The 24,919-nt window shown below is 46.5% G+C and carries 10 protein-coding genes; 9 read left to right on the top strand and 1 reads right to left on the bottom strand.

The features are described from left to right. Positions 1-284: 284 nt before the first annotated feature. From J7623_RS13910 to J7623_RS13875, 8 genes are all read left to right on the top strand, one after another. Positions 285-2,264, top strand: a complete 1,980-nt coding sequence (locus J7623_RS13910) for a family 43 glycosylhydrolase (protein WP_291920934.1) — start codon at positions 285-287, stop codon at positions 2,262-2,264. A gap of 75 nt (positions 2,265-2,339) precedes the next feature. Then, positions 2,340-4,256, top strand: coding sequence for an alpha/beta hydrolase-fold protein (locus J7623_RS13905; RefSeq protein WP_291920932.1), 1,917 nt, complete (start codon positions 2,340-2,342; stop codon positions 4,254-4,256). A gap of 427 nt (positions 4,257-4,683) precedes the next feature. Next, the gene (locus tag J7623_RS13900) at positions 4,684-7,776 is read left to right on the top strand and encodes a SusC/RagA family TonB-linked outer membrane protein (RefSeq protein ID WP_291920930.1); all 3,093 of its coding nucleotides are present in this window, start codon (positions 4,684-4,686) and stop codon (positions 7,774-7,776) included. A gap of 11 nt (positions 7,777-7,787) precedes the next feature. Beyond that, on the top strand, positions 7,788-9,665 hold the full coding sequence (locus J7623_RS13895; protein ID WP_291920928.1) for a RagB/SusD family nutrient uptake outer membrane protein: 1,878 nt from the start codon (positions 7,788-7,790) through the stop codon (positions 9,663-9,665). A gap of 54 nt (positions 9,666-9,719) precedes the next feature. Continuing rightward, positions 9,720-12,530, top strand: a complete 2,811-nt coding sequence (locus tag J7623_RS13890) for a SusC/RagA family TonB-linked outer membrane protein (RefSeq protein WP_291920926.1) — start codon at positions 9,720-9,722, stop codon at positions 12,528-12,530. Between the two features lie 33 nt (positions 12,531-12,563). Next, entirely contained in the window at positions 12,564-14,333 is a 1,770-nt protein-coding gene (locus J7623_RS13885; RefSeq protein ID WP_291920924.1) for a RagB/SusD family nutrient uptake outer membrane protein, read from the top strand. A gap of 31 nt (positions 14,334-14,364) precedes the next feature. Further along, positions 14,365-15,315 carry a DUF5627 domain-containing protein gene (locus J7623_RS13880; protein WP_291920922.1) on the top strand — a complete coding sequence of 317 codons (951 nt, stop codon included), beginning with the start codon at positions 14,365-14,367 and terminating at the stop codon, positions 15,313-15,315. A 17-nt stretch (positions 15,316-15,332) separates the two neighbouring features. Continuing rightward, positions 15,333-17,480, top strand: coding sequence for an endo-1,4-beta-xylanase (locus J7623_RS13875; protein ID WP_291920921.1), 2,148 nt, complete (start codon positions 15,333-15,335; stop codon positions 17,478-17,480). A 40-nt stretch (positions 17,481-17,520) separates the two neighbouring features. Here the strand turns inward: J7623_RS13875 and J7623_RS13870 are convergent, their stop codons facing one another. Beyond that, positions 17,521-21,645, bottom strand: coding sequence for a two-component regulator propeller domain-containing protein (locus tag J7623_RS13870; protein ID WP_291920919.1), 4,125 nt, complete (start codon positions 21,643-21,645; stop codon positions 17,521-17,523). Between the two features lie 282 nt (positions 21,646-21,927). Here J7623_RS13870 and J7623_RS13865 point away from each other — a divergent pair, with 282 nt between their 5' ends. Next, positions 21,928-24,834, top strand: coding sequence for a family 43 glycosylhydrolase (locus J7623_RS13865; protein ID WP_291920917.1), 2,907 nt, complete (start codon positions 21,928-21,930; stop codon positions 24,832-24,834). Positions 24,835-24,919 lie beyond the last annotated feature (85 nt).

Raw genomic sequence — 24,919 nt, 5'->3', positions numbered from 1 at the left:
ACAATAATGAGATAGTGTCAGCATAAATGCAGGCAGGTGTTTTTTGCCAGCAGTGGTTCAACCAGTTATCCGGCGCATGTTTAAGAGGACCATTATATAAGTGTCTTTTTAACAAGTATTTAATTTTTTTAAAAAAGTAGTGTCATGGACGTTACTTCATCAAAAACGCTTTTTTTATGATTTTTATTTACGGGTAAAACATTTTTACTCATCATTTCAACATTTGTGGCAGCCCATAGCAGTGGGGGATGACTATCTTGTCTTCACAAAAAAATACCCGCCACATGCTTTTAAGACGCATTGCTTTTGTCTTTATATGTTTAACGCTGACGATAGAAAATGGAATGGCTCAACAGAATGGCCCGGCATGGAAAGGCCAGCCGGGCCCCGCAACACATTTTTATGACGCTGTAAGTACTTATGTAAACCCGGTTTTGCCGGGCGATCATCCTGATCCTACTTTATTGAAAGTGGGCAATGACTTTTATCACTGTGGCTCTTCTTTTCATTTTAATCCCTACCTGCCCATTTATCATTCTACTGACCTGGTACATTGGAAAGTGATCAGCCGGGTATTGCTGCCTGCTCATAGTGGGATGATAGCAGACCGCCCGGGCAGCGGGGTATGGCAGGGGGCCATCACGTATTTTTATGGTGCCTGGTGGATCTATTTTTCTTCCGGTGGACAATGGTTTTCGAAAGCAACTTCACCTGCAGGACCCTGGTCGGCGCCCGTGCGCGTGAAGGAGAATGCACAAACAGGTCCGCTGGGTTATGATAATTCCATTTTTGTTGATGACGATGGTAAGCCTTACATGGTAATTAAAAACGGGCAAAAAGTAAACCGGCTACAGGCACTGGGGCAGGATGGACAACTCGCAGATACAGTGATTAACCTGGACTGGATCAATGCTCACCTTCAGTACAGTTGGGCCGAAGGCCCGGTGATGTGCAAACGGAACGGCTACTATTATTATTTCCCTGCCGGCGATGTATCCGGTGGGCAGTATGTATTGAGGACCACAACACTAACAGCTGATTCCTCTAAATGGGAACGGCTGGGCGATTTTTTTAAACCGATTACAGATCCTGACAACACCTTCCCGCGGCCCAATCATATTTCAGCGCCTGTACAACTGGCTGATGGCAGCTGGTGGACCATTGGTCAGAGTTATGAAAAGCGTGGCAATGACGACTGGTCCGGTATGGGCAGACAAACTTCGCTTTACCGGGTGGTGTGGGAAGGCGACCGTCCATGGGGAGAGGCGCCGGCCAGCGGTCCCGTAGTGAAGCCCGCACTGGAGAATAATAACACCCCTTGGCGCAGTGTACATACAGATCGTTTTGATACCGATAGCCTGGGGCCCTGGTGGCATTTTTTAACACGGCCCGCTGCAGCGGCATGGTCGCTGACGCAACGTAAAGGGTGGATCCGTTTATCGCCTGATAGTGGAAGAACACACCTGCTGCAAAAAGAAACAGACCATTATTATACGGCCGTTACCCGTGTCAATGTAAACGACGGTGTTCAGGAGGTACAAGGTGGTATCTATCTCACCAACGGAAAGCAAAGCGTATACGCCCGTCTTTATTATGACCACGGCAGCAACCCGCGTATTGTATTTCAATTGGATACCGCCCGTAGAGAAATGCCTTATAATAAAGGAAAGAATGTTTGGCTGAAAATGGAAAGAGTCGCGCATCAGTTGACGGGTTACTTTAGTACAGATGGCAAAAACTGGCAGCAGCTAGGTGCGCCATTGAGCGCAGTTGCCATCGATAAGGCACAACCTGATTTTAACAGTTGGGTAGGAACCAGCGTCGGTTTGTTCGCGGAAAAGGGCCCGGCTGACTTTAATTTTTTTGTTTGTAAAGATGGATTCTCTGCCTTGCCTGCCGTGGGAAGCAGCAATTATTACGGCATACGTAAAATAAAGCATGGGGAAGATACCGGCGTAACAAATGTTTCACCACAGGGTGGATGGCTGATGATATCAGGTGTAGATTTTGGTACAGCTGGTGAAGCAAAGGCCGTGGAAATAAAGGGAAGTGCTGCTAAGGGAGGTACATTGGAACTGTTGACAGACGACCTCACAACGGGCGAAAAGATCGCAGTGGTGCAGGTGAAGCCGGGTGATCGCCTGTTAAGTACCGGCAGTTTGCGCAAGGTATCAGGACAGCATGATCTTTTTGTCCGCTTCCCCACCGGGTCAGCGGGAGATATCACCATCCAGGGCATACGGTTACTAAGAACAGGAAAATAACCATTCTTTTTATGATATAGTTTTTATTTATTGTTTAAGTGACATTTATTATTTTGAACAGCAATAAACCACGATATGAAAAAAACGATATGCAGTCTCTCTATTTCCCTGTTATTTGCGGTGCCTGCTTTTACGCAGCACCTTGTTGAACATGCCGCGCCAGGTTTTGACGTGCCGCGGGAAACTATCCAACATGGCAGTATTGATACCATCAGTTATCCCTCAACAACCGTTGGTAATCCACGCAAAGCACTTATTTACACGCCTCCCGGATTTTCCAGGCAGAAGAAATACCCGGTGCTGTACCTGCTGCATGGCATTGGAGGAGATGAAAAAGAATGGTTACGAGGTGGTACGCCGCAGGTGATCCTCGATAACTTATATGCCGACGGGAAAGTGAAGCCCATGATAGTGGTCATGCCTAACGGCCGCGCCATGAAAGACGACCGGGCTGTTGGCAACATAATGGCGCCCGACAAGGTCCAGGCATTTGCTGCGTTTGAAAAAGATCTCCTGAAAGACCTGATCCCATATATACAAAAGCATTATCCGGTGTACACCGACAAAGATCACCGGGCCATTGCGGGATTGTCGATGGGAGGAGGGCAATCATTAAATTTTGGTCTCGGTAACCTGGATAAGTTTGCCTGGATAGGTGGATTTTCATCTGCGCCCAATACGAAATTGCCGGAACAACTGGTGCCAGATCCAGCGGCCGCCAAAGCGCAGTTGAAGCTGCTCTGGATCTCCTGTGGCGCCAGCGATGGACTCATTAGTTTTAGTAAACGTACACACGAATACCTGCAGGAAAATAAGGTGCCGCATATTTATTATATAGAACCCGGCGTGCACGATTTTAAGGTGTGGAAGAACGGGCTGTATATGTTCTCCCAACTGATCTTTAAGCCGGTAGACACCTCTTCATTTATAAAATACCAGGAGATAGGTATTCCTGCTGCAACAAATGTACGCCGTGCAGACTACCCGCAGATATTACCTGATCACCGCGTTGCCTTCCGCGTGAAGGCGCCGGCAGCACAGCAAGTGCAGGTAGACCTGGGCAGGAAGTACGACCTGGTAAAAGATACGGGAGGTGTATGGACCGTGACCACAGATCCCATCAGCGAAGGATTTCATTATTACTCCTTACTGATAGATGGTGTAGCCATTGCCGATCCTGCCAGCGAAACCTTTTATGGTATGGGCAGGATGGCAAGCGGTATTGAAATCCCCGTTACCGGTGATAATTATTATGCATTAAGAGATGTACCGCACGGAGATATCCGGATCAGGAAATATTTCTCGAAGGTAACCGGATCCTGGCGGCAACTGTATATCTATACGCCGCCTGGCTATGATACCAATAACGGAAAATATCCCGTGCTCTATATTTTGCATGGTGGAGGAGAAGACGAAACAGGATGGGCTACACAAGGCAAAACAGACCTGATTCTTGATAACCTGATAGCTTCAAAGAAAGCTACTCCCATGCTGATCGTAATGCCGGATGCCAATGTAGGTGGCGTTGCTTTCGATGAATCCGGGTTGAAAACATTTGAATCGGAGCTGAAGGAGGTGATCATTCCCCTGGTGGAAAATAATTTTCGTGTTGACACCAGCGCCTCAAAAAGAGCGTTAGCTGGTTTGTCCATGGGAGGCATGCATACGCTTTATACCGGTATTAAGAACACGCCGTTGTTTTCCGCCCTTGGCGTATTTAGCTCCGGATGGATACAACCCCGGCAGAGCAATATTGCAGCAGCACAATACGATTTTATGAAAGCGAATGCCGGCATGATTAATAATCAACTGAAAGTGCTGTGGATTGCTATGGGAGGAAAGGAAGATATTGCCTATAAAAATTGTCAGCTGATGCTGGCTAAACTTGATGAGATAAAGATCAGGTATACTTATAGCGAATATCCAGGTGGTCATACCTGGCCGGTATGGAGAAATAACCTGTTCAATTTTGCCCAGCAGATTTTTAAATAAAGACCCGTGCTCAAATGCAGGGAGATAGCGACTTTACACATTATTGCTATCATTTTGGAGAATCGTGCTATCGATATATAAGTTCCTATTGTAGATTCGGCTATTGTTTTTTATTTCCATCTTATGAATAAATGAATACGTTATGAATAATTTTCTACTTAAATGCTAAATGATCACTTATGAAGATTTAATGCATCAGGGTCACCACGTCCCGCTACAACCAATTTCAATTTTATCACACAACCACGTAGTATCCGATAATATACTGTAGGAATACTATCATTTGCCGTATTGTAATGATTGCTGCCGGTAGCCCGGCCTGATAGCTTCATAAGAGCCGTCAGTATCCCTTATTGCCCTAACATTAAATGTTATGAATTCCATGTTTAAAATGATTTTTCCGCAAATGTCATGGAAATGGCTTGCTGTGACAGTGCTAATGCTGTCAGGTACACTCGCCGGTTCTCCCCTGAAAGCCCAGGATACACGGGTGGTTCAGGGTGTGGTGCTGGATGAGAAAAAAATACCTATCCCCGGTACCACCGTGCAGATCAAAGAAACGCGTATCAGTACCAGCACTGATAACGACGGGAAGTTCCAGTTGCATGTTCCGGCCGATAAGCACGTACTTATTTTTACTTATATCGGTAAGGTGTCGCAGGAAGTAAATATCCGGCAACAAGCCAATATATCAGTGACCCTGAAAAGTAGTGTTGTAGGGCTGGAAGATGTGGTAGTGGTAGGATATGGGCGACAAAAAAAGACAAGTGTTGTGGCCGCAGTTTCACAAACAACCGGTAAAGTCCTGGAACGGGCCGGGGGTGTATCTAATATTGGCGCGGCACTCACCGGAAATGTACCCGGTTTGATTACTGCTCAAAGTACAGGCTTGCCCGGCGAAGAAGATCCCCAGTTACTGATCCGTGGTCTTAGCACCTGGAATAACAGCAACCCGCTTATCCTGGTCGACGGGGTAGAACGCCCGATGACCAGCGTGGATATAGGATCCGTAGAAACGGTTACTGTATTAAAAGACGCTTCGGCAACAGCAGTATTCGGCTCACGCGGCGCCAATGGCGTCATCCTTATCACCACCAAAAGAGGTAAAACAGGAAAAGCATCGATCCGCGCAACGGTAAATACCATTATGAAAGCGCCTTCTAAATTACCCGGCAAAGCAGACTCTTATGATGCGTTGCGTACCGTTAATGAAGCCATCGAATATGAACTGGCACTAAAGCCGGAGAGCTGGAATAACTATTATCCACAAGCCATTTTAGATAAATACCGGCATCCAGCCAACCTGGAAGAAGCGGAACGCTATCCTAATGTAGACTGGGAAAAAGCGTTGTTTAAAAATTATGCGATGTCGCAAAACGCCAACGTAAATATCAGTGGAGGAACACATTTTGTTAAATACTTCACCAGCGCCGACTTCCTGCATGAAGGCGACCTTTTCAAAGTGTATGATAATAAACGTGGCTATAAACCCGGATTCGGCTTTAACCGCTTAAATGCCCGGTCTAACCTGGACTTTCAATTAACACCATCCACACTTTTTAAAGTAAACCTTGCCGGATCATATGGCGTAAGAAAAAGTCCCTGGGGATTTTCCGGTAATCAGTACGGTTCCTGGATTGATGCCTATACCACTGCACCAGATGTATTTCTGCCGGTATATGCTGATGGTTCCTGGGGATATTACGCCCCCAATGAAGGAAGGGCGGAGAACTCAGCCAGAAGCCTGGCAGTAGGTGGTATTCAATACCAGACGACCACCCGCATCACCACCGATTTTACCGTTGAACAAAACCTGGACATGCTGCTTAAAGGACTGAAGTTTAATGGTACGTTGTCGATGGACAATACGTTTGTGGAAAGTAACCGCGGCGTCAATGATCTTTACCATGATGTACAACGCAAGTGGGTGGATCCTGCCACAGGCAATGTATTCTACAAGAGTGCATTTGACGGCGTCACCAACTTCGATTTCCAGGAAGGCGTAAAATGGACGCCTGCAGCAGGTGCGGTAACAGATAATCAACGCCGCTTATTTTACCAGTTGCAGTTGAACTACGCAAAAACGATTGCAGACAAACACAGTGTAACAGCGATGGGACTCCTGAACCGCAACGTTACCGCCGCTGGCAGCATGATCCCCTCGTACCGCGAAGACTGGGTGTTTCGTACTACTTATACCTACAACGATAAATATACCTTCGAGTACAATGGCGCCTACAATGGTTCCGAAAAATTTGCGCCCAGCTACCGGTTTGCTTTCTTTTCTTCCGGCGGCGTGAACTGGATTGCTTCCAATGAAAAATTTATGAAAAACATCCGGTTCCTCGATCTGTTGAAATTCCGTGCTTCTTACGGACAAACAGGTTTTGATAACGTGGCGGGACGCTTTTTATATCTCACAGAATGGGCATATGGCGGGCAGGCGCGACTGGGTACCACCGGGGAAGGAGCAGAGCAAAGTCCGTTCACCTGGTACCGCGAAGCAACCGTAGGCAATCCAAACGTGCAATGGGAACAGGCAGAAAAAACGAACGTGGGTACTGACTTTGAATTGTTTAAAGGACTCATAAAAGGGAAGGCGGACTTCTTCCAGGATAAGCGCTCCAAAATATTGCTGGCAAACCGGTCGTCTGTACCTTCTTATTACGGTACCACACCACCGGTGGCTAACCTTGGCCGGGTAACATCTCAGGGCTATGAGCTGGAACTTCATTTTAACTACCCGGTGTCTAAGCAAACCAGGGTGTGGGCCGACCTGAATATGACCCATACGAAAAATAAAGTCATTGAAGCAGATAATCCTGCATTGTTGCCGGCATATCAAAAGTCAGAAGGCATGCAGATCGGACAGGCCTATTCCTACGTCAGCCAGGGATATTATAACACCTGGGATGAGTTGTATGGCAGTACCATGCATAATACCAACGATAACCAAAAATTACCGGGTAATTACTACCTGGTAGACTATAACGGCGATGGGGTGATTGATGCGCGGGATAACATTCCTTATGGACATAGCGGATGGCCTACCAATACTTACAACGCTACTTTAGGATTTGACTGGAAAGGCCTCAGTGCTTTTGTACAATTCTATGGTGCCAATAATGTAACCCGCCAGGTGGTATTTAACAGCTTGTCGTCCCAGGGGCATACCGTTTACAACGAAGGAAGTTACTGGTCGAAGAATAACACCAATGCCGATGTACCCATGCCCCGCTGGTTGTCTACGCCGGCTGATTATTACCGGGGTACACAGTATATGTTTGATGGTTCTTACCTGCGGTTAAAGAACGCCGAAATTGCCTACACCTTCAACACCGGGTTTGTAAAACGTGTTGGGCTTGAATCGCTGAGAGTATATCTCAATGGTAATAACCTGGCTGCGTGGAGCAAGATGCCGGATGATCGTGAATCCAACTTTGCCGGTACTGGCTGGGCATCGCAGGGAGCTTATCCTACTGTAAAGCGTTATAATCTCGGCGCCAATTTTACCTTCTAAACATGCACGTTATGAATAAATATATAAAGCCATTACTGGCAACTGTTGGAATGACCGCCTTGTTAGGGTTGGCATCCTGCAAAAAATTCCTCGACAGGGAACCACAATCTATTGTATCAGCAGACAATGCCTTTAAAACTTTCATCGGCTTTCAGGGATATACTGAAGAGCTATATCACTGTATTCCGGATTTTACCAATGCCTACTGGACAAACTCCTGGAACTGGGGGGAAGATGAGATTCAATCAACTGCACGTGATTTCCATTTTATTGTAAAAATAGACAATGGTGATTTCTGGGGCTGGCAATCACAGTTCGACGGCTGGCAGGCAGGCTGGATGGACAGGAATAACACCAGCACCAACGACGACCGCTTTGCAAAATCATTGTGGAAGCTGGGTTGGTATGGTATCCGTAAAGCCAATATGGGCCTCGAAAATCTTAATAAGCTCACCGACGCCACCCCTGAAGAAAAAGATCTCATCAAAGGACAGTTGTTATTTTTCAGGGGATGGTTTCATTTTATGTTTATCCAGTATTTCGGTGGCCTTCCCTATATTGATAAAGTACTGCCGGGTGATCAGAAGTTAGCACTGCCGCGACTTAAATACAGTGAATGTGCAGACAGGGCAGCGGCTGATTTCAGCGAAGCGGCCAAACTACTGCCGGTGAACTGGGACAATACCACAGCCGGAAAAAGAACCCTGGGAAAAAATCAACTGCGCATTAATAAGATCATGGCGCTGGGGTATCTCGGTAAAAATTACCTGTGGGCAGGAAGTCCGTTGATGAACTATGTATCTACCGGTAGTAAAACCTATAACACCACTTATTGCCAGAAGGCGGCGGAAGCTTTTGGAGAGCTGTTGCAAAAATGCGAATCGGGTGATGCGCCTTATAGCCTCGTAGATTTTTCAAAGTACTACACTAATTTTTATAGCGCCGGTCAAAACTGGTTAATGCCAGGTAGCACGGAAGCTATTTTCCGCGGTCCGTATTACGGTGCACACGGTTCTACCTATGGTACTGCCAAACAGTATGGACCTGCATTGCTGACGGAAGAAGCCATCACTTTTGTGCCAACAGCCAACTATGTTGATTATTACGGCATGGCCAATGGATTGCCTATTAAAGACATCATGCAGGCAGATCCTGAATCGGGATACGACCCTGCATATCCGTGGAAGGGCAGGGATCCCCGCTTTTACAATGATATTGTTTTTGATGGTGTGAAGTGCGTACAAGGCGCTACTACAGATGAAAAGAACCGTTATGCCAATCTGTATACCGGTGGCAGCTATCGTGATATCAGCAGTGGTAGCCGTTCCGGTTACTTGTTGTACAAGTTCATCCCCATGACAGCAAACCGGTTTGACAATGGCTGGAGCTATGATAAAGCGCTCAATATACATCTCCCTTATATGCGATTGGCAGATGTATACCTGATGTATGCAGAAGCAGCAGCGGCAGGATATGGAACTGCCACCGGTAAATCCGGTAACTATAGCAAAACGGCGCTAGATGCCATTAATGTGATCCGTGACCGCGCCGGCGCCGGACATGTGGCAGCACGTTTTACCGGCACGCTCGATGGCTTTATGAGCGAAGTACGGCGGGAACGGGCAGTAGAACTATCTTTCGAAGGTCATCGCTTTAATGATTTAAGAAGATGGATGTTACTGATACAATCTCCGTACACGCTGAAGAAGTCAGTGGAATTTGACCGGTCGCCTACCTTCAGTACTACCGACCCTAAAAATAATAAGGTACTCAACTTACGGGAGAGCGTTATCCTGGAACGCAAGTATTCCGAGAAACACTATTGGTTCCCGCTGAAAAACGCCGATGCCAATATGTACCTGGAGTTTCCACAAAACCCCGGATGGTAAAACGTACAATATCTACAGGTATCGTTTACGCTAATTTCAAAATTCATGAATCAGATGAAAGCATTAATAGCCGCCATCGCGCTGACAGGGATTATGCCGGTAGTGCAGGCGCAGGATACTTCAGGCACTGCGATATCAAATGTTCCTGACAACAATACGGTGCAGGTGGCATTTCGTAAGCTGAATAAAAAAGATGTATTAGGTGGTATTTCCGCGGTGGATGTTTCGACACAAATGACGCAGAACTATATGAACTATAGTCTTGAAAATATGGAGAGCTGGGCCAATGGTTTTAATGGCAACAGCATGTGGGGAATGGGCAGTTACCTGCTTGTTATTGACGGAGTACCCCGCGATGCTACTAATGTATTGCCCACCGAGATTGAACAGATCTCTTTTCTCAAAGGAGTAAATGCAGTGGCACTATATGGTAGCCGGGCAGCGAAAGGTGTGGTATATATTACCACTAAAAGAGGGAAAGCCGGTAATCAACGTATAGATATAAGAGCAAACGGTGGAATCAACGTTCCCAAATCTTACCCGGCATACCTGGGCTCCGCGGAATATATGACACTGTATAATGAGGCCCGCCGTAATGATGGACTCTCCGAACTATACAGCCCTGAAACCATTTACCAGTATGCTTCCGGGAAAAATAAATACCGCTATCCCGATGTAGATTATTATGGAGATGAATACCTTAAAAAGTATTTCAGCCGCTACGATGTGACGGCAGAGATATCTGGCGGAAATAATAAAGCGCGTTATTATACCAATATCGGTTACCAGACTTCCGGGTCATTGCTCAACTTTGGAGAAGCCCGTCAAAACGGGAAATCTGACCGCCTCAACCTGCGCGGCAATATAGATGTAAACCTGAGCGATTACATTTCCTGTAATGTAGATGCCAGCGCTATTTTTTATACCGGAAGAGGCGTAAATACAGACTACTGGGGAAGTGCGGCTACTTTACGTCCTTATCGCTTTGCCCCGCTCATCCCGATTGATAAAATAGAAAAGGAGGATGAGGCATCTAATGTGTTGGTGAAAAACAGTAATCATATTATTGATGGAAAGTATTTGCTGGGAGGTACTCAACTGGATCAAACCAATCCTTTTGCAGCCATTTATGCCGGTGGCAACAACCGGTATATAAGCCGGCAGTTCCAGTTTAATACCGGCGTAAATGCAGACCTGAGAAATTTGCTGAAAGGGCTTTCTTTCCGGGCTACGTTTGCGGTGGATTATAATACTTCTTATAATCTCGCTTACAATAATAATTATGCAGTGTATGCGCCGGTGTGGAATACGTATTCCGGTACAGACTTAATCAGTAGTCTTACCCAGTATGGGCAGGACGCTACCTCAGGCGTACAGAATGTAAGTAATAGCTGGTATCGTCAAACTATTGCCGCTACTGGTCAGTTTAATTATGTAAATACTATCCGCAATAAGCATCATTTATCTGCGGTGCTGTTGGTAAATGGTTTCCAGCAGTCAGAATCAGCGGTGTATCACCGCACCGGCAACGCTAACCTGGGCCTGCAGTTAGGATATAATTTTAAAAATACGTATTACATAGATTTTAGCAGCGCCATGATTCATAGTGCGAAGCTGCCGGAAGGAAACCGTAATGCATTTTCTCCCACTGTGTCGCTGGGATGGCGTCTTAGTAATGCTCCCTTCCTGCGTGAAATCTCCGCCATCGATGAGCTGCGGCTGACCGCTTCCGCAGGTATATTGCATACCGACCTGGATATTGCCTCGTATTATTTATACCAGGGCGTATATACCACACAGGGAAGCTGGTTTGGCTGGAAAGACGGGACAGGCGTACAGGCTACGGAGTCGCGTCGCGGTGCTAATCCTGATATGCGTTTCCCAAAAAGAAAAGAAATCAGTATCGGCCTGGATGGTGCTTTCTTTCATCAGTTGATAAAACTGGATGGTAATTTCTTCATCAATAAAATCACGGGTAATATTATCCAGCCAGATGTATTGTATCCTTCTTATTTCACTACCGGGTTCCCCTTATCTTCTTTCATCCCTTATATCAATTATAACGACGATAAACGGGTAGGGTTCGACTTTAACCTGAGCTTCCACAATAAGGTGAGAGAAGTGAGCTATACGATCGGGCTGGTGGGCAGCTATTATAAAACAACGGCTACGAAACGTGCCGAGTTGTACGCCGACAACTACCAATATCGCCAGGGCAAACCTTTGGATGCCATCTGGGGATTACAAAGCCAGGGATTTTTCCAAAGTGCAGACGACATTAAAAACGCGCCAGCGCAGGCTTTCGGGCAGGTAAAACCGGGTGATATTAAATATAAAGATCAAAACGGCGACGGCGTTATTGACGCCCGTGATGAAGTGTACCTGGGCCGTGCCGGCTGGTTTGGTTCACCGCTCACGTTAGGAATTAACCTCAGTGCCAAATGGAGAAACTTCTCCTTTTTTGCGCTGGGTGTAGGACGATTTGGTGCATATGGTATGAAAAATAATTCCTGGTTTTGGGTAGATGGGGAAGACAAGTATTCAGCGGTGGTACGAGATCGCTGGACCCCTGAAACAGCGCAAACGGCCAAATATCCCCGCCTGACCACTTTTGCCAGTGATAATAATTTCCGCAGTTCAGATTTCTGGCTGTATAAAACGAATCGTATAGACCTGGCCAAAGTGCAGATCTCATATGACATGAGTGGATTACTGGGAAGAAAAAAAGTGTTGAAAGAAATGGGTGTATATGTCAGTGGCTTTAATTTACTAACGGTGTCGGCAGAACGAAAAACAATGGAAATGAGTGTGGCCAGCGCTCCGCAGACACGCCTATATAATCTTGGTATAAAAGGATTGTTTTAATCTTTTTCCTTCGCATAATTAAGTTCCCGTTTTATGAAAAAACATATTATTCTTTTGCTGGCGTGTGTTTCGCTGTTGACCGGCTGTAAAGATCTGCTGGTGCCGGAAATTGAAAACAACCTCGACCTGAATGCCAATAAATATCCGCCCAATGATGCTGCCATGCCATTTGGGATTTTACTGAATGGCTATAACCGCATACCCACTAATTCCTGGTCATTTAATGATGTAGCTACAGATGATGCCGTGACAAATGATCAGACCAATGGCTTCCTGAAGATTGCCAACGGGCAATGGACGGCAAATAACAACCCGTTAAATCAGTGGACCAATGCTTATGCTGCCATTCAATATCTTAACATCATATTGCGTGATGTGGATACGGTGAAATGGGTGTCGGATCCTGTGGTAAGTAAATTATTTGCGATGCGGATAAAAGGAGAGGCCTCCGGGTTGCGCGCCCTTTTCTATTATCATTTGTTGCAGGCGCATGGTGGTGTTGCTGAAAGTGGCGCAGTGTTGGGAGTGCCAATTATCACAGCAGTACAGGGGCCAACAGCGGACTTTAATAAACCCAGGGCCACTTTTGAGGCGTGCATGAAACAAATTTACAGCGACTTGTCGACCGCTGATGATATGCTGCCGTTAGATTATGAAAATATCGGCAGCGCTGCATTGATTCCTGCCAAGTATGGCACTATTACCAAAGAACAATACGACCGCGCTTTTGGCGCCGCTTTCCGTGGATTCCTGACGGGCCGTATTGCCAAAGCAATACGCTCCAAGGCTGCATTGCTGGCTGCCAGTCCGGCTTTCGGCACAGGCAATACCACTACCTGGGCGGATGCTGCCGACTATGCAGGAGAGGTACTGTCGCTTAAGGGAGGGATCAATGCCCTGGCGGCCAATGGCCTCACCTGGTATGCCAATGCTGCGGAAATTGCCGGGCTGGCCGATGGCGCCAACCCCGCAGAAATATTGTGGAGAAATAACTATGGCGATAACCGCGACCTGGAGCAGGCGAATTATCCTCCTGGTTTGTTCGGCAATGGGCGCATCAACCCCACACAAAACCTGGTAGCTGCTTTCCCGATGGCCAACGGCATGCCTATTGGCAGTACAGGCAGTGGCTATGATGCCGCCAATCCTTACCTGAACAGGGATCCCCGCCTGCGCATGTTTATTTTAGTAAATGGCGCTACTGCAGGACCCAATAATACCGTTATCAACACCGCTGCCGATGGCGGTACCAACGATGGCCTCAATATAGTGGGCACCTCCACCCGTACCGGTTACTATCTGCGTAAACTGTTGCGGCAGGATGTAAACCTGAACCCAAATTCTGCCAACAACCAACGTCACTACAAACCTCATATCCGCTATACGGAAATATTTCTCAACTATGCGGAAGCGGCAAATGAAGCCTGGGGGCCATTAGGCGCAGGTAAGTATGGCTTCTCCGCTTATGACGTCATCAAGGCTATCCGCAAACGCGCCGGCGTAGGCACTACTAACGGTGACGCATGGCTCGAAACAGCGAAAGGCAGTAAAGAACAAATGAGAGAGCTGATCAGGAATGAGCGGAGAATAGAATTATGCTTTGAAGGATTTCGCTTCTGGGACCTGCGCCGCTGGAAAGCTAACCTGGGCGAAACCGCCAAAGGCGTAACGATAAAAAATAATATTCCGGCCGTGATGAATGTAGAAAACCGGCAGTTCCAGCCGTTTATGGCCTATGGACCTATCCCTTATGGGGAAATACTGAAGTTTGGCGCTTTAGAACAAAACAAAGGCTGGCGTTAATATTATTAATTGATTTTTGAAAACAGCAAAGATGAAAAAGTTTATAATGCCCATGTTAGTACTGCTGCTGGCAGCGTGTAACAAAGATGCAACGTTCCCGGACTACATCTATCAAACAGTATATTTCGCCTATCAATACCCGGTACGCACCATCACATTTGGGGAAGATATTTTCAGCACAGAACTGGATAATCAACGCAAATGCAAAATCATGGCTACTACGGGCGGTGTTTACTCCAGTAAAAAGCAACTGAACATTGGTATCTCAGTAGATAATTCCCTGTTGGGAAACGGGTTATTGTTTGGAGTGGGCAAAGACGAAATTTTGCCGATGCCCGCCAACTATTATTCACTGGCAGATAATAAGATCATCATCCCGGAAGGCAGCCTCACCGGCGGCGTAGAAGTACAGTTGACCGACGCCTTCTTTAATGATCCCAAAGCCATTAAGAACACCTATGTGATTCCACTCCGTATCACCGACAAGTCAGGAGCAGATTCTATCCTGAGCGGAAAGAATTTCATCCTTTATGCCATTAAGTACGTGAATGAATGGCATGGCAACTACCTGCGCAGAGGCAAGGATATGATGTCAGGAAGCGTGAGTCAAACCGTGGTGCGGCACATGGAGTACGTGGAAAAAGATGAAGTCAATAAGCTAAACACCAGGTCCTTAAAGGAATTAGAGTTCCCGGTAGTATACAAAGATAAAGACGGCAATAACGTAAACTGTACGTTGCTGCTGACGTTCAATGGAAGTGAGCAATGTACTATTTCTTCTGCCACCGCCAATATCACCGCTACCGGTGAAGGACGATTTGTAAAAAGAGGAGAGAAGAACAGTTGGGGCAGCAAAGACCGTGATGCACTTTATCTCAGCTACCAGGTGACGTTACCTGGTATGCAGGTGTCTACACTAGATACGCTGGTGCTGCGCGACCGCTCTGTTACCATGGAAACATTTACGCCTGTAGGCAAATAAATTTTAAAGTAATTCGTATGAATCAACTTCATAAAATAGCCGCCGGTTTACTGGCATTTGTTGTCATATCTTCCTGTAGTAAATACCAAAGACTGGAATACAATGTTGATAAGCCGGAAAGCGTTGCCATGCAGGAAGACATCGATGCTTACCCTGCGCTGAAAAGCTATATCAACCGCGCTGCACAGCCGGGATTCAGGTTAGGAGTGGCGCTGGGATTGCAGGAATACCTCGATAAAGGCGTGAAATACCGGTTGGCCAACCGCAATTTCGACGAAATTGTTTTAGGCTACGAAATGAAACATGGCGCCGTAGTACAGGCAGATGGAAGTCTCAACCTGGCGAAGGTAACCTCACTCCTGCAAACGGCGAAGGATGCCGGCATGCAGGTATATGGCCATACCCTGGCCTGGCACGCCAATCAGAATGCAGCCTACCTGAAAGGACTGATCTCACCGCTGCTGGTGACTTCTCCCGCTTACGCCAATGATTTAAATACAACCGGGTTAAAGGACAACAGCTTTACGAACTGGATAAAGCTCAACGCTGGTAAAGGTATTTCTATGGCCGCCGGAGCAGGCATGGGAGCAGGTAGTAATGCGGTGACACTAAATGCAGATGGCGCTACCACCGATTTACAACTGGTAACTCCGGGAATAGCTGTTAACAAAGCACATAAATATGAAGTGGTGATGTATATCCGCTCTGATGGAGCAGGAGAGGGGCGCATTTCTTTTGAAGGACTCAACAATAATACACCGCTGGTTGACTGGACAAAATCAGGGACACCAACTGCTACCTTCATCACCGGTATGTCCTGGAAAGAGATCCGCTTCACCATCACCGATTTTGCAGCGGACAATATTAAGCTGCATTTTGATTTGAAGAATAAAGCAGGTGTATCGTATTACATCGATATTAACAATTTGTATGTGTATGATACGCAAGGGGCGCCATTGGTCAACAACCTGGTAGCCAACGGCGACTTTGAATCCGGCGGTGGCTGGGGTGGCTGGGGGGGCGGCTCCTCCCGCGGGGTTACCGCTGATGGTATGGGCGTGGGCAATAAAGGCAAAGCTTTTTATGTTACCAATCCGGCAAAATCTGCCAACTACTGGGATGTACAAACCAGCTATGATTTTGCTGCTCCATTGGAAAACGGGGCTACGTATGAGTTGAGCTTTTGGGTGAAAGGCAGCGCGCCGGGAATTATTCGCCCGGAATTGCAAAGCGCCAACTACTCCTCTAATGGCTTTGGACAGGTATCCGTAACCACCGACTGGACATTGGTCTCCATTTCTACGACGGCGACTGCCAGCGACAGAACACGCCTTATCTTTAGTTACGGTGAGTTCGCCGGTACCGTGTATATCGATAACGTGGTGTTGAAAAATGCCAAAGCTTCCGGTGGAAGCACCACTACAGTGGAAAAATCAGCCCTGGAAAAAAAGACCATCCTTACACAGGCGCTCGACACCTGGATCAACGGCATGATGGGCGCAGGTAAAACCGTGGTGAAAGCCTGGGATGTAGTGAATGAACCAATGGACGATGGTAAACCCTACGAATTAAAAACAGGCGTGGGCAAAACGAATATGGCACCGGATGAGTTTTACTGGCAGGATTACCTGGGTAAAGATTATGCAGTAACTGCGTTTAAAATGGCGCGTCAATATGGTAACGCAACAGACCTGCTTTTTATTAATGATTATAACCTGGAATATAGCCTGGATAAATGCCGTGGCCTGATTGCCTATGTCAATTATATCGAAAGCCAGGGCGCCAAAGTAGACGGCATTGGTACCCAGATGCATATTGATATTACTGCCAGTAAAGATAAGATCGCTGAGATGTTTAAGCTGCTGGCGGCCACCGGAAAAATGATCAAGGTGTCTGAACTGGACCTGGGCGTGGGTGTGAAAACGCCGGCAGCTACGGCCGAACAATATAAAGCCCAGGCAGAGATGTACAAGTATGTTATCGATAAATACTTTGAACTCATCCCTGCGAAACAACGCTATGGTATTACGATATGGAGTCCGCTCGATAGCCCTGCCGGTTCCGGCTGGCGTCCGGGTGAGCCTATTGGATTATGGACGGAAGGTTATGTGCGAAAGCTTGCTTACGCCGCGGTGGCGAAGGCGCTGGAAGCCAATGCGAAATAACAAAAGTGATAGTAGCCCCTTACAATAGTAAGGGGCTTTTTCATTCTTCGAAGGCCTTATCTTTTTGCATGCTGGCAATAAATTCTGAAGGCAGCATATTATATTTTGCCTTGAATGATTTGGCAAAATAGTTGGGGGTGGAAAAGCCCACCTGGTAGGCGATTTCAGCAATGGTGAAATCGCTTTGTTTCATCAGCATAGCCGCCTTCTCCAATCGGTAAGACCGGATATATTCCACCGGTGTTTGACCCGTTAGTTCCAAAAGTTTATTGTAGAGAGAGCTGCGGCTCATGCCTACTTCTTTGCTCAGGCTTTCCACCGAAAGTTGGGAGTCTGTCAGGTTTTCTTCCAGGTGAGTAACGATCCGCGCCAGTAATTTTTCTTCTGCTGATACTTTTTCTATTTCGGGAGAAAGTATTTTTATTTGTTTGGAGTAAGTATTTTTCAGCGTATTGTTAAGGTGCAAAAGGTTCCTGACCTTCGCATGAAGTATTTCAAAATTAAATGGTTTGGTAATATAGTCATTCGCCCCGGTTGCCAACCCGGCAATCTGTTGCGCTTCATTGGTAAGTGCAGTAAGCAGTATTACCGGTATATGGCAGGTTCTTTTATCCGATTTCAATTTCTGTAGTAAGTCAATGCCATCCATTTCCGGCATCGTGATATCGCTGATAATCAAATGAGGATGTATCAGCAACGCTTTTTGCCAGCCTTCTTTTCCATTGGTGGCTGCAATTACTTTGTAGTTCCTTTGCAGGTTATCTTTCAAATAAAATCTGAAGTCGTCATTATCTTCCACCAGCAATATCACAGGCATTTCGGGATTCCCCGATGGGCTGTCAGGATCTTGCGATATAACAGTTTCCCCTGCTTGTGGGAGCGGTTCCGGAACCGGCAACTGTGGCGCATCAGGGGCTACTGCCTGTACCGGACTTTGCACTGCCGTTTTTACCGGAAGCCGTATGAAGAAAGTGGCGCCTTGTCCGGGTTCACTTTCTACTTCAATGGTGCCGCCGTGTATGGTTACAAATTCTTTCGTAATAGATAAGCCAATACCGGTTCCCTGGTTTAATATAGCAGAAGCAGTATCTGTTTGAAAGAAATGTTCGAATATCTTTTCTTTTTTGTCTTTAGGAATGCCAACGCCCGTATCTTTTACGGTTATTTGAATCCATTGCTGGTGGCTGTCTTCATCTGTTTTCTGCACCTGCAATGTTACTGTAACAGCGCCTTTCTCTGATGTAAACTTGAATGCATTGGAAAGCAGGTTGAAAAGAATACGTTCTATTTTATCATGGTCAAATGAAGCAGGTAATGTTGCAGGATCACTGATAAAAATAAATGCGATATTTTTTCGTTCAGCAAAATCACGGAAAGAATCTGTTACTTCTTTGATAAAAGATACCAGGTCACCTGTGGCGGGTTGTAATTTCAGTTCATGTTCTTCCATTTTTCTGAAGTCCAGTAATTGGTTGACCAGGTTCAGGAGCCGGCGGGAGTTTCTTTTGATCATGTTTAGTTTATCCAGCCGGGAGCCGGGTCTCTCATCGGTAATGAGTTGTTCAACCGGACCCATGATCAGGGAAATAGGGGTTCTGAAATCATGACTCAGGTTAGTAAGAAATTTAATTTTGAGCCGGTCTATATCCTGCAACCGTTTTACCTCCAGCCGTTCCTGTTCCAGCAGGAATTTTTTTCTTATCCGCTTAATCCCCAGGTAGCGGCTGTAAAACAGTAATCCACAAATGGTGCAGATGTAAAAGAGATATGCATAGGTGGTGCGCCAGAAAGGAGGGCGGACATAAATCTTAATCGTGGTGTCCTGGTTACTCCAGATGCCGTCGTTGTTGCCGGCTTTTACATGAAAGGTGTATTCTCCCGGATCCAGGTTCGTATAGGCGGCACTGTTTGCCGTACCTGTATAGTTCCAGTCCTTGTCAAATCCATCGAGTTTGTAGGCATAATGATTTTCAGTGGGAAGCGTGTAATTGAGTGCCACAAAGCTGATCACAAAGTTTTGTTTATAAGCGAGGCGGATATTGTCTGCTACAGAAATATGTGCCTGCAAGGGACCATCTTCATCCGGGAGTATCGATTTGTTGGAAACCTTTAAATCGGTTAGCAGCACCACTGGCGCGTGTTTATTGATGGTGAGGTCAGATGGGGTAAAATAGTTAATGCCTTCCAGTCCGCCGAACATCAGGTCGCCATTCGACAGGCGTATTCCGGAGTTATGAACGAAGTTGCTGTTTTGTACGCCATTGTAGCGGGTATAGTTCCTGAATTTCTTTGAGGCTACATCAAAGCTGCTAATGCCCATATTGGTACTTAGCCAGATCATCCCACTTTTGTCTTCGAGCATCTGGTAGATGGTGGCATTCTGTAATCCATCTTTTTCAGAGAAATTGTTGAACCGTTGTTGCCTGTTGTCAAAAAGGCTCAGGCCTCCGAAAGTGCCTATCCATATACGGCCTTTACTGTCGCACAATAATGTTTGTACTTTATCACTTGGTAACAGGCTATTGCTTTGTGTATAGATGTCCCATTGGCCGGTACCGGGATGATAAACGCCCACGCCGCCTCCATGAGTGCCTACCCAGATGTTACCCGCAGTATCTTCTTCAATAGCCCTGATATATCCGTTAAATGGCAGCTTTTTTTCTCCCGGCTGTGCGGGATTAGGATGGGGAGTATACCTCGCAATAACCTGTTCATTTTGGAGAACATCCAGGCCTTCTCCGTTATTACCTATCCATACATTGCCTTTGCTATCTTCCTTAATACAAAAAATATCATTGGCGCCAAGATGATTGGTACCGCTGCCTTTGGTGAGATATTTAAACTGGCCGGTGCTGCTATTCAGGATGAGTAAGCCCCACGCATAAGTACCAATGTATAGTTTTTTGTCGCGGGTATAATGCAGCGCCATGATGGACACCTGGTTACCCTGTACCGGAAGTGGAATATCCATGGGTTGTACCTTACCTGTTTGGCGATTGAATGTAAACAAACCTCCGCCATCCGTGGCAACGAAAACATGACCTTCGCTGCTTTCTGCAAAGGCCGTTACAATAGAGGACTGGCGGCTGTTTTCATGAAAAGCAGTACCCGGCTTGAAATTAAAAAGATGCAGGTTTTTATCATACTTGTTAATTCCACCCCTGAAAGTTCCCAGCCAATAGATATCCTGTTCATCATTGTAAATGCACTTTATCGATTTGTTGGTAAGGCTATACGTGTTTTCGTCGGCAGGAAGATAATGCTCTTTGGTGTTAGTCAGGGTATTCAGCACTATCAGTCCATCTTCTGTACCAATCCACAACTGGTGATTATTACCGGGCTGGATGCAGTTAATGATGTTATTGTCCGGAAGTGAAATAGCAGGATATGGAGAGATGCTGTTGCCATCGGGTTGCAGCAAATACAAGCTGGAAGCGGTGGCCACCCATAGCCGTCCGTCACTGTCGCCGCTGATAGCCCTGATTTCATTATCCCGTGGGCCGTATCCTGGTTTATTGTTGACGACCGGTTTTATGGCTCCGGTAGACGGGGTATAACGATACAGGCCATTACCGGTACCAATCCAGACTTGCTGTTTACGGTCAACAAAAATACAGTGGGGACTGATCCTGCCACCCTGTCCATCTTCCCCGGCTACCAGGTTGATTTTGGAAATATGACGGGTATGTGATGCCAGCTTAAATACATGTTCGAACTGCGCAATCCATATGTTGCCGGAGGTATCGCTGGAAATATCAAGTATCACAGCATTGGGAGGGAGTTGGGGAGCATCTGCATGGAGGGGGAAGTGCACAAAAGCATCTTTTTTACGGTCGTACCAGCTAAGACCACCACCGCTGGTACCTATCCAGAGGTTGCCGGCATTGTCTTCATGCAACGCCAGTACCTCGTTGGCCCTGAGGCTGGAAGAATCGCCCTGGCGGTGCCGGTACACCGTAAAGTGGGTGCCGTCAAATTTGTTGAGGCCATCGTCTGTGGCAAACCACATCAGGCCGTAGTGGTCTTTTATAATGGCATTTACACCATTAGATACCAGCCCGTCTTTAGCGGTAAGTGAGGTGAAGTTGATACGGCCTGTTTGCGTCCAGCCGGTTTTACTCAGGTATAGTAAACAGCACAGCAACGTGAAAGTATATTTAAGCATTTGGGCGATCATTAAAACAAGATGTTGGTTGATTAACTATAACGTGGTTCTTTACACCCCAATTTAAGTATTGTCAGGAGATTTAAAAACAACATGATACTAAATTGCCTAAAGAGTCTGTTTTTGGAGTATAATTATTGTCTAAAAGACATTTTTTTCATTAATTTCAACAAATGAGCTATCCGTAAGTTGGTACGCCCTGTATTTTTGTTTAGGTAAGCAGCCGGTGTTTGATTTTCCGCCGGAGAACAAGCAGTCATATGATTGAATAAGTTTTAAAAGATGTATAAGAAATTCCTCGTTATAGCACTCCTGGCCCTCTTTAGTGCGCGCCTTCATGCGCAGCAGTCGGACAATGAAGATGGTACGTATACCAATCCGGTGATCTGGTCCGATTTCCCGGATAATGATGTCATTCGTGTTGGAGATACCTATTACATGGTAGCTACTTCCATGTATTTTTTCCCCGGTGTACCATTGCTGCAGTCGAAAGACCTGGTGAACTGGTCTTACGCTGCCAACGTAGTACAGCGGTTCAAACAACATCCCTTCTACGACCTGAACGGCGGGAATCGCTATGGCAAAGGCCAGTGGGCCAGTAGTATCCGTTATCACAACGGGAAGTTCTATATACTTTTCCTGACACTCGACGAAGGCGGCTTTTTATGCACCGCTCCGAAAGCAGAGGGCCCCTGGCAAATACAAAAGCTGGTAAGACCCTACTACGACGCCGGGTTGTTCTTTGATGACGATGGGCGTACCTATATCGTTCACGGCTACTCTAAGTTGTCTGTCACAGAAGTGGATGCCAACCTGGCGCCGGTCAGCAAAGACAGTGTGATATTCGATAAAGTTCAAAGGCCGGGGCTGGAAGGTTCCCATATGTATAAAAAAGACGGGTACTATTACATTTATGCTACCTACGGCGGCGGAGATGGTTACCAGGTGTGTCTCCGGTCAAAGAATATCTATGGCCCCTACGACGAAAAAGTGGTACTGAAAGATGATATGAACCTTTATGGCAAAGGAGTACATCAGGGAGCCTTAGTAGAAACTCCCCGGGGAGAATGGTGGAGTATTATTTTCCAGGACAGGGTAGGTGTAGGCAGAGTGCCTACCCTGCAACCGGTGCAGTGGATAGATGGCTGGCCCATAGTGGGGAAAGATGGAAGGGCAGTAGTCACGCATACCAAGCCCCATACCGGGACCATGGCCCCGGTAACAGTACTCCCCACCAGTGACGAGTTCAATGGCAATACATTGGGCATGCAATGGGCCTGGAACCATAATCCTGACGACGATGCCTGGTCTCTGAATAAACGAACAGGATATCTGCGGCTGACGACCGCCGGTATTGCCACCGATCTGTTGCATGCACGGAACTCGCTTACGCAGCGAACATTCGGCCCTTTCTCCAACGCCACCACTTCAGTTGATATTAGCAAAATGAAAGCCGGCGATGTAGCGGGATTGGCCGTTTTACAACTGCCCTATGCCTTTATCGGCGTCCGTACAACGGCGGCAGCAAAGTATATTGTAATGGAAAATGCGGGCAGGCCCGTAGATAGTGTGGCTATCCGGAAAGAAAACAACATATACTTCAGGGCTTCTGTTAATACCATCAGGAACCAGGCGCATTTTTACTATAGCCTGGATAATAAAACATTTATACCACTGGGCGATACGCTGAATATGCAGTTTAGCCTGAAGATGTTTACCGGCAACCGCTTTACGTTGTTTAATTATGCTACTATTCAACCAGGCGGGTATGTAGATATAGATTGGTTCCACATGGATACCCGTAAGGGACCCGCTAATCGCTTTACTGCTTCCTCACGCATTGCCGCCGCCATGTATGATGATATTTACGACGCACAAGTAGCTCCCGGAAAAGATGGTACCGGGCTGGGAGAACAGGATATCATCCCCGCCGCAACCGGGGCGTGGCTTCGGTTTAACCACGTGGATTTTGAAAAGGGATATAAATACCTGCTGTTACGGGTGGCTCCCCGCGGAGGACGCATAAACGTATATCTCGACAGCGATTCGTTACATCCCTATGCTGCGGTAATGGTGCCGGAGCAATCGTCGCAGCCCTATATGACAATAAGTATACCCGTGAAACCTGTTACCGGCAGGCATCAGCTGACATTTACGTTTACAGGAGAAGCTTCCTCCAATAACCGTTTTAACTGGTTTACTTTTGCAGATGATCAACAACAACTGTATACATCATCTCCACTGGTATCACATATTTATACCGCTGATCCGTCGGCGCACCTCTTTAATGGTAAAATATATATCTACCCTTCGCACGACACTGCTACCACAACAAAAGAAAGTGATAACGGGGATCATTTCCAGATGGCCGACTATCACATACTCTCTATGGATTCCATCGGTGGAAAAGTAACTGATCATGGAGTGGCATTGAAAGTACAAGATGTACCCTGGGCTGCTAAACAGCTCTGGGCGCCGGATGCCGCCTTTTCAAAAGGAACTTATTACCTGTATTTCCCCGCAAAAGACAAGCAGGGCGTATTCAGGATAGGAGTAGCTTCTTCCGCACGGCCAACAGGACCTTTTGTGGCAGAAAAGAAACCTGTTACGGGTACTTATAGTATAGATCCCTGCGTATTCAGGGACGACGACGGTGCTTATTACCTGTACTTCGGCGGCATCTGGGGAGGACAGTTGCAAAACTGGGACAATAATCGCTACGATGCTGCTGCAAAGCTGCGGGAAAAAAATGAAGTGGCCATTCTTCCCCGCGTGGCAAAACTTGCCGGAGATATGAAAAGCCTGGAAAGCGCTCCCGTAGCTATAAAGATTACAGACAGCTCCGGTCGCCTGTATCTGGAGCAGGAGAACGATAAACGGTTTTTTGAGGCAGCCTGGATGCACAAATACCACGGTAAATATTATTTCTCCTATTCAACCGGTGATACACATAATATCGTTTATGCCATTGGCGACAGTCCTTATGGTCCCTTTACCTATCAGGGTATCATCCTGAAGCCCGTGGACGGTTGGACCAACCATCATTCCATTATCCAGGTCGGGGACAAATGGTACCTGTTTTATCATGATACACAACTGTCAGGTAAAACACACCTGAGGAATGTGAAGGTGATGGAGCTGAAATATAATGCAGATGGTACCATCCAAACATTAAGCGCTTTTAAATAAATACTTTTTCACAAACAGGGAATGAATTTAAGATCTATATGAAGTATACCAGCCATTTGATGATTGTTTTGTTGGTCGCAGCAAT

This window comes from Chitinophaga sp., assembly GCF_017745275.1.
GTDB lineage: Bacteria > Bacteroidota > Bacteroidia > Chitinophagales > Chitinophagaceae > Chitinophaga.
This window is presented reverse-complemented; position numbering and strand designations above follow the sequence as displayed.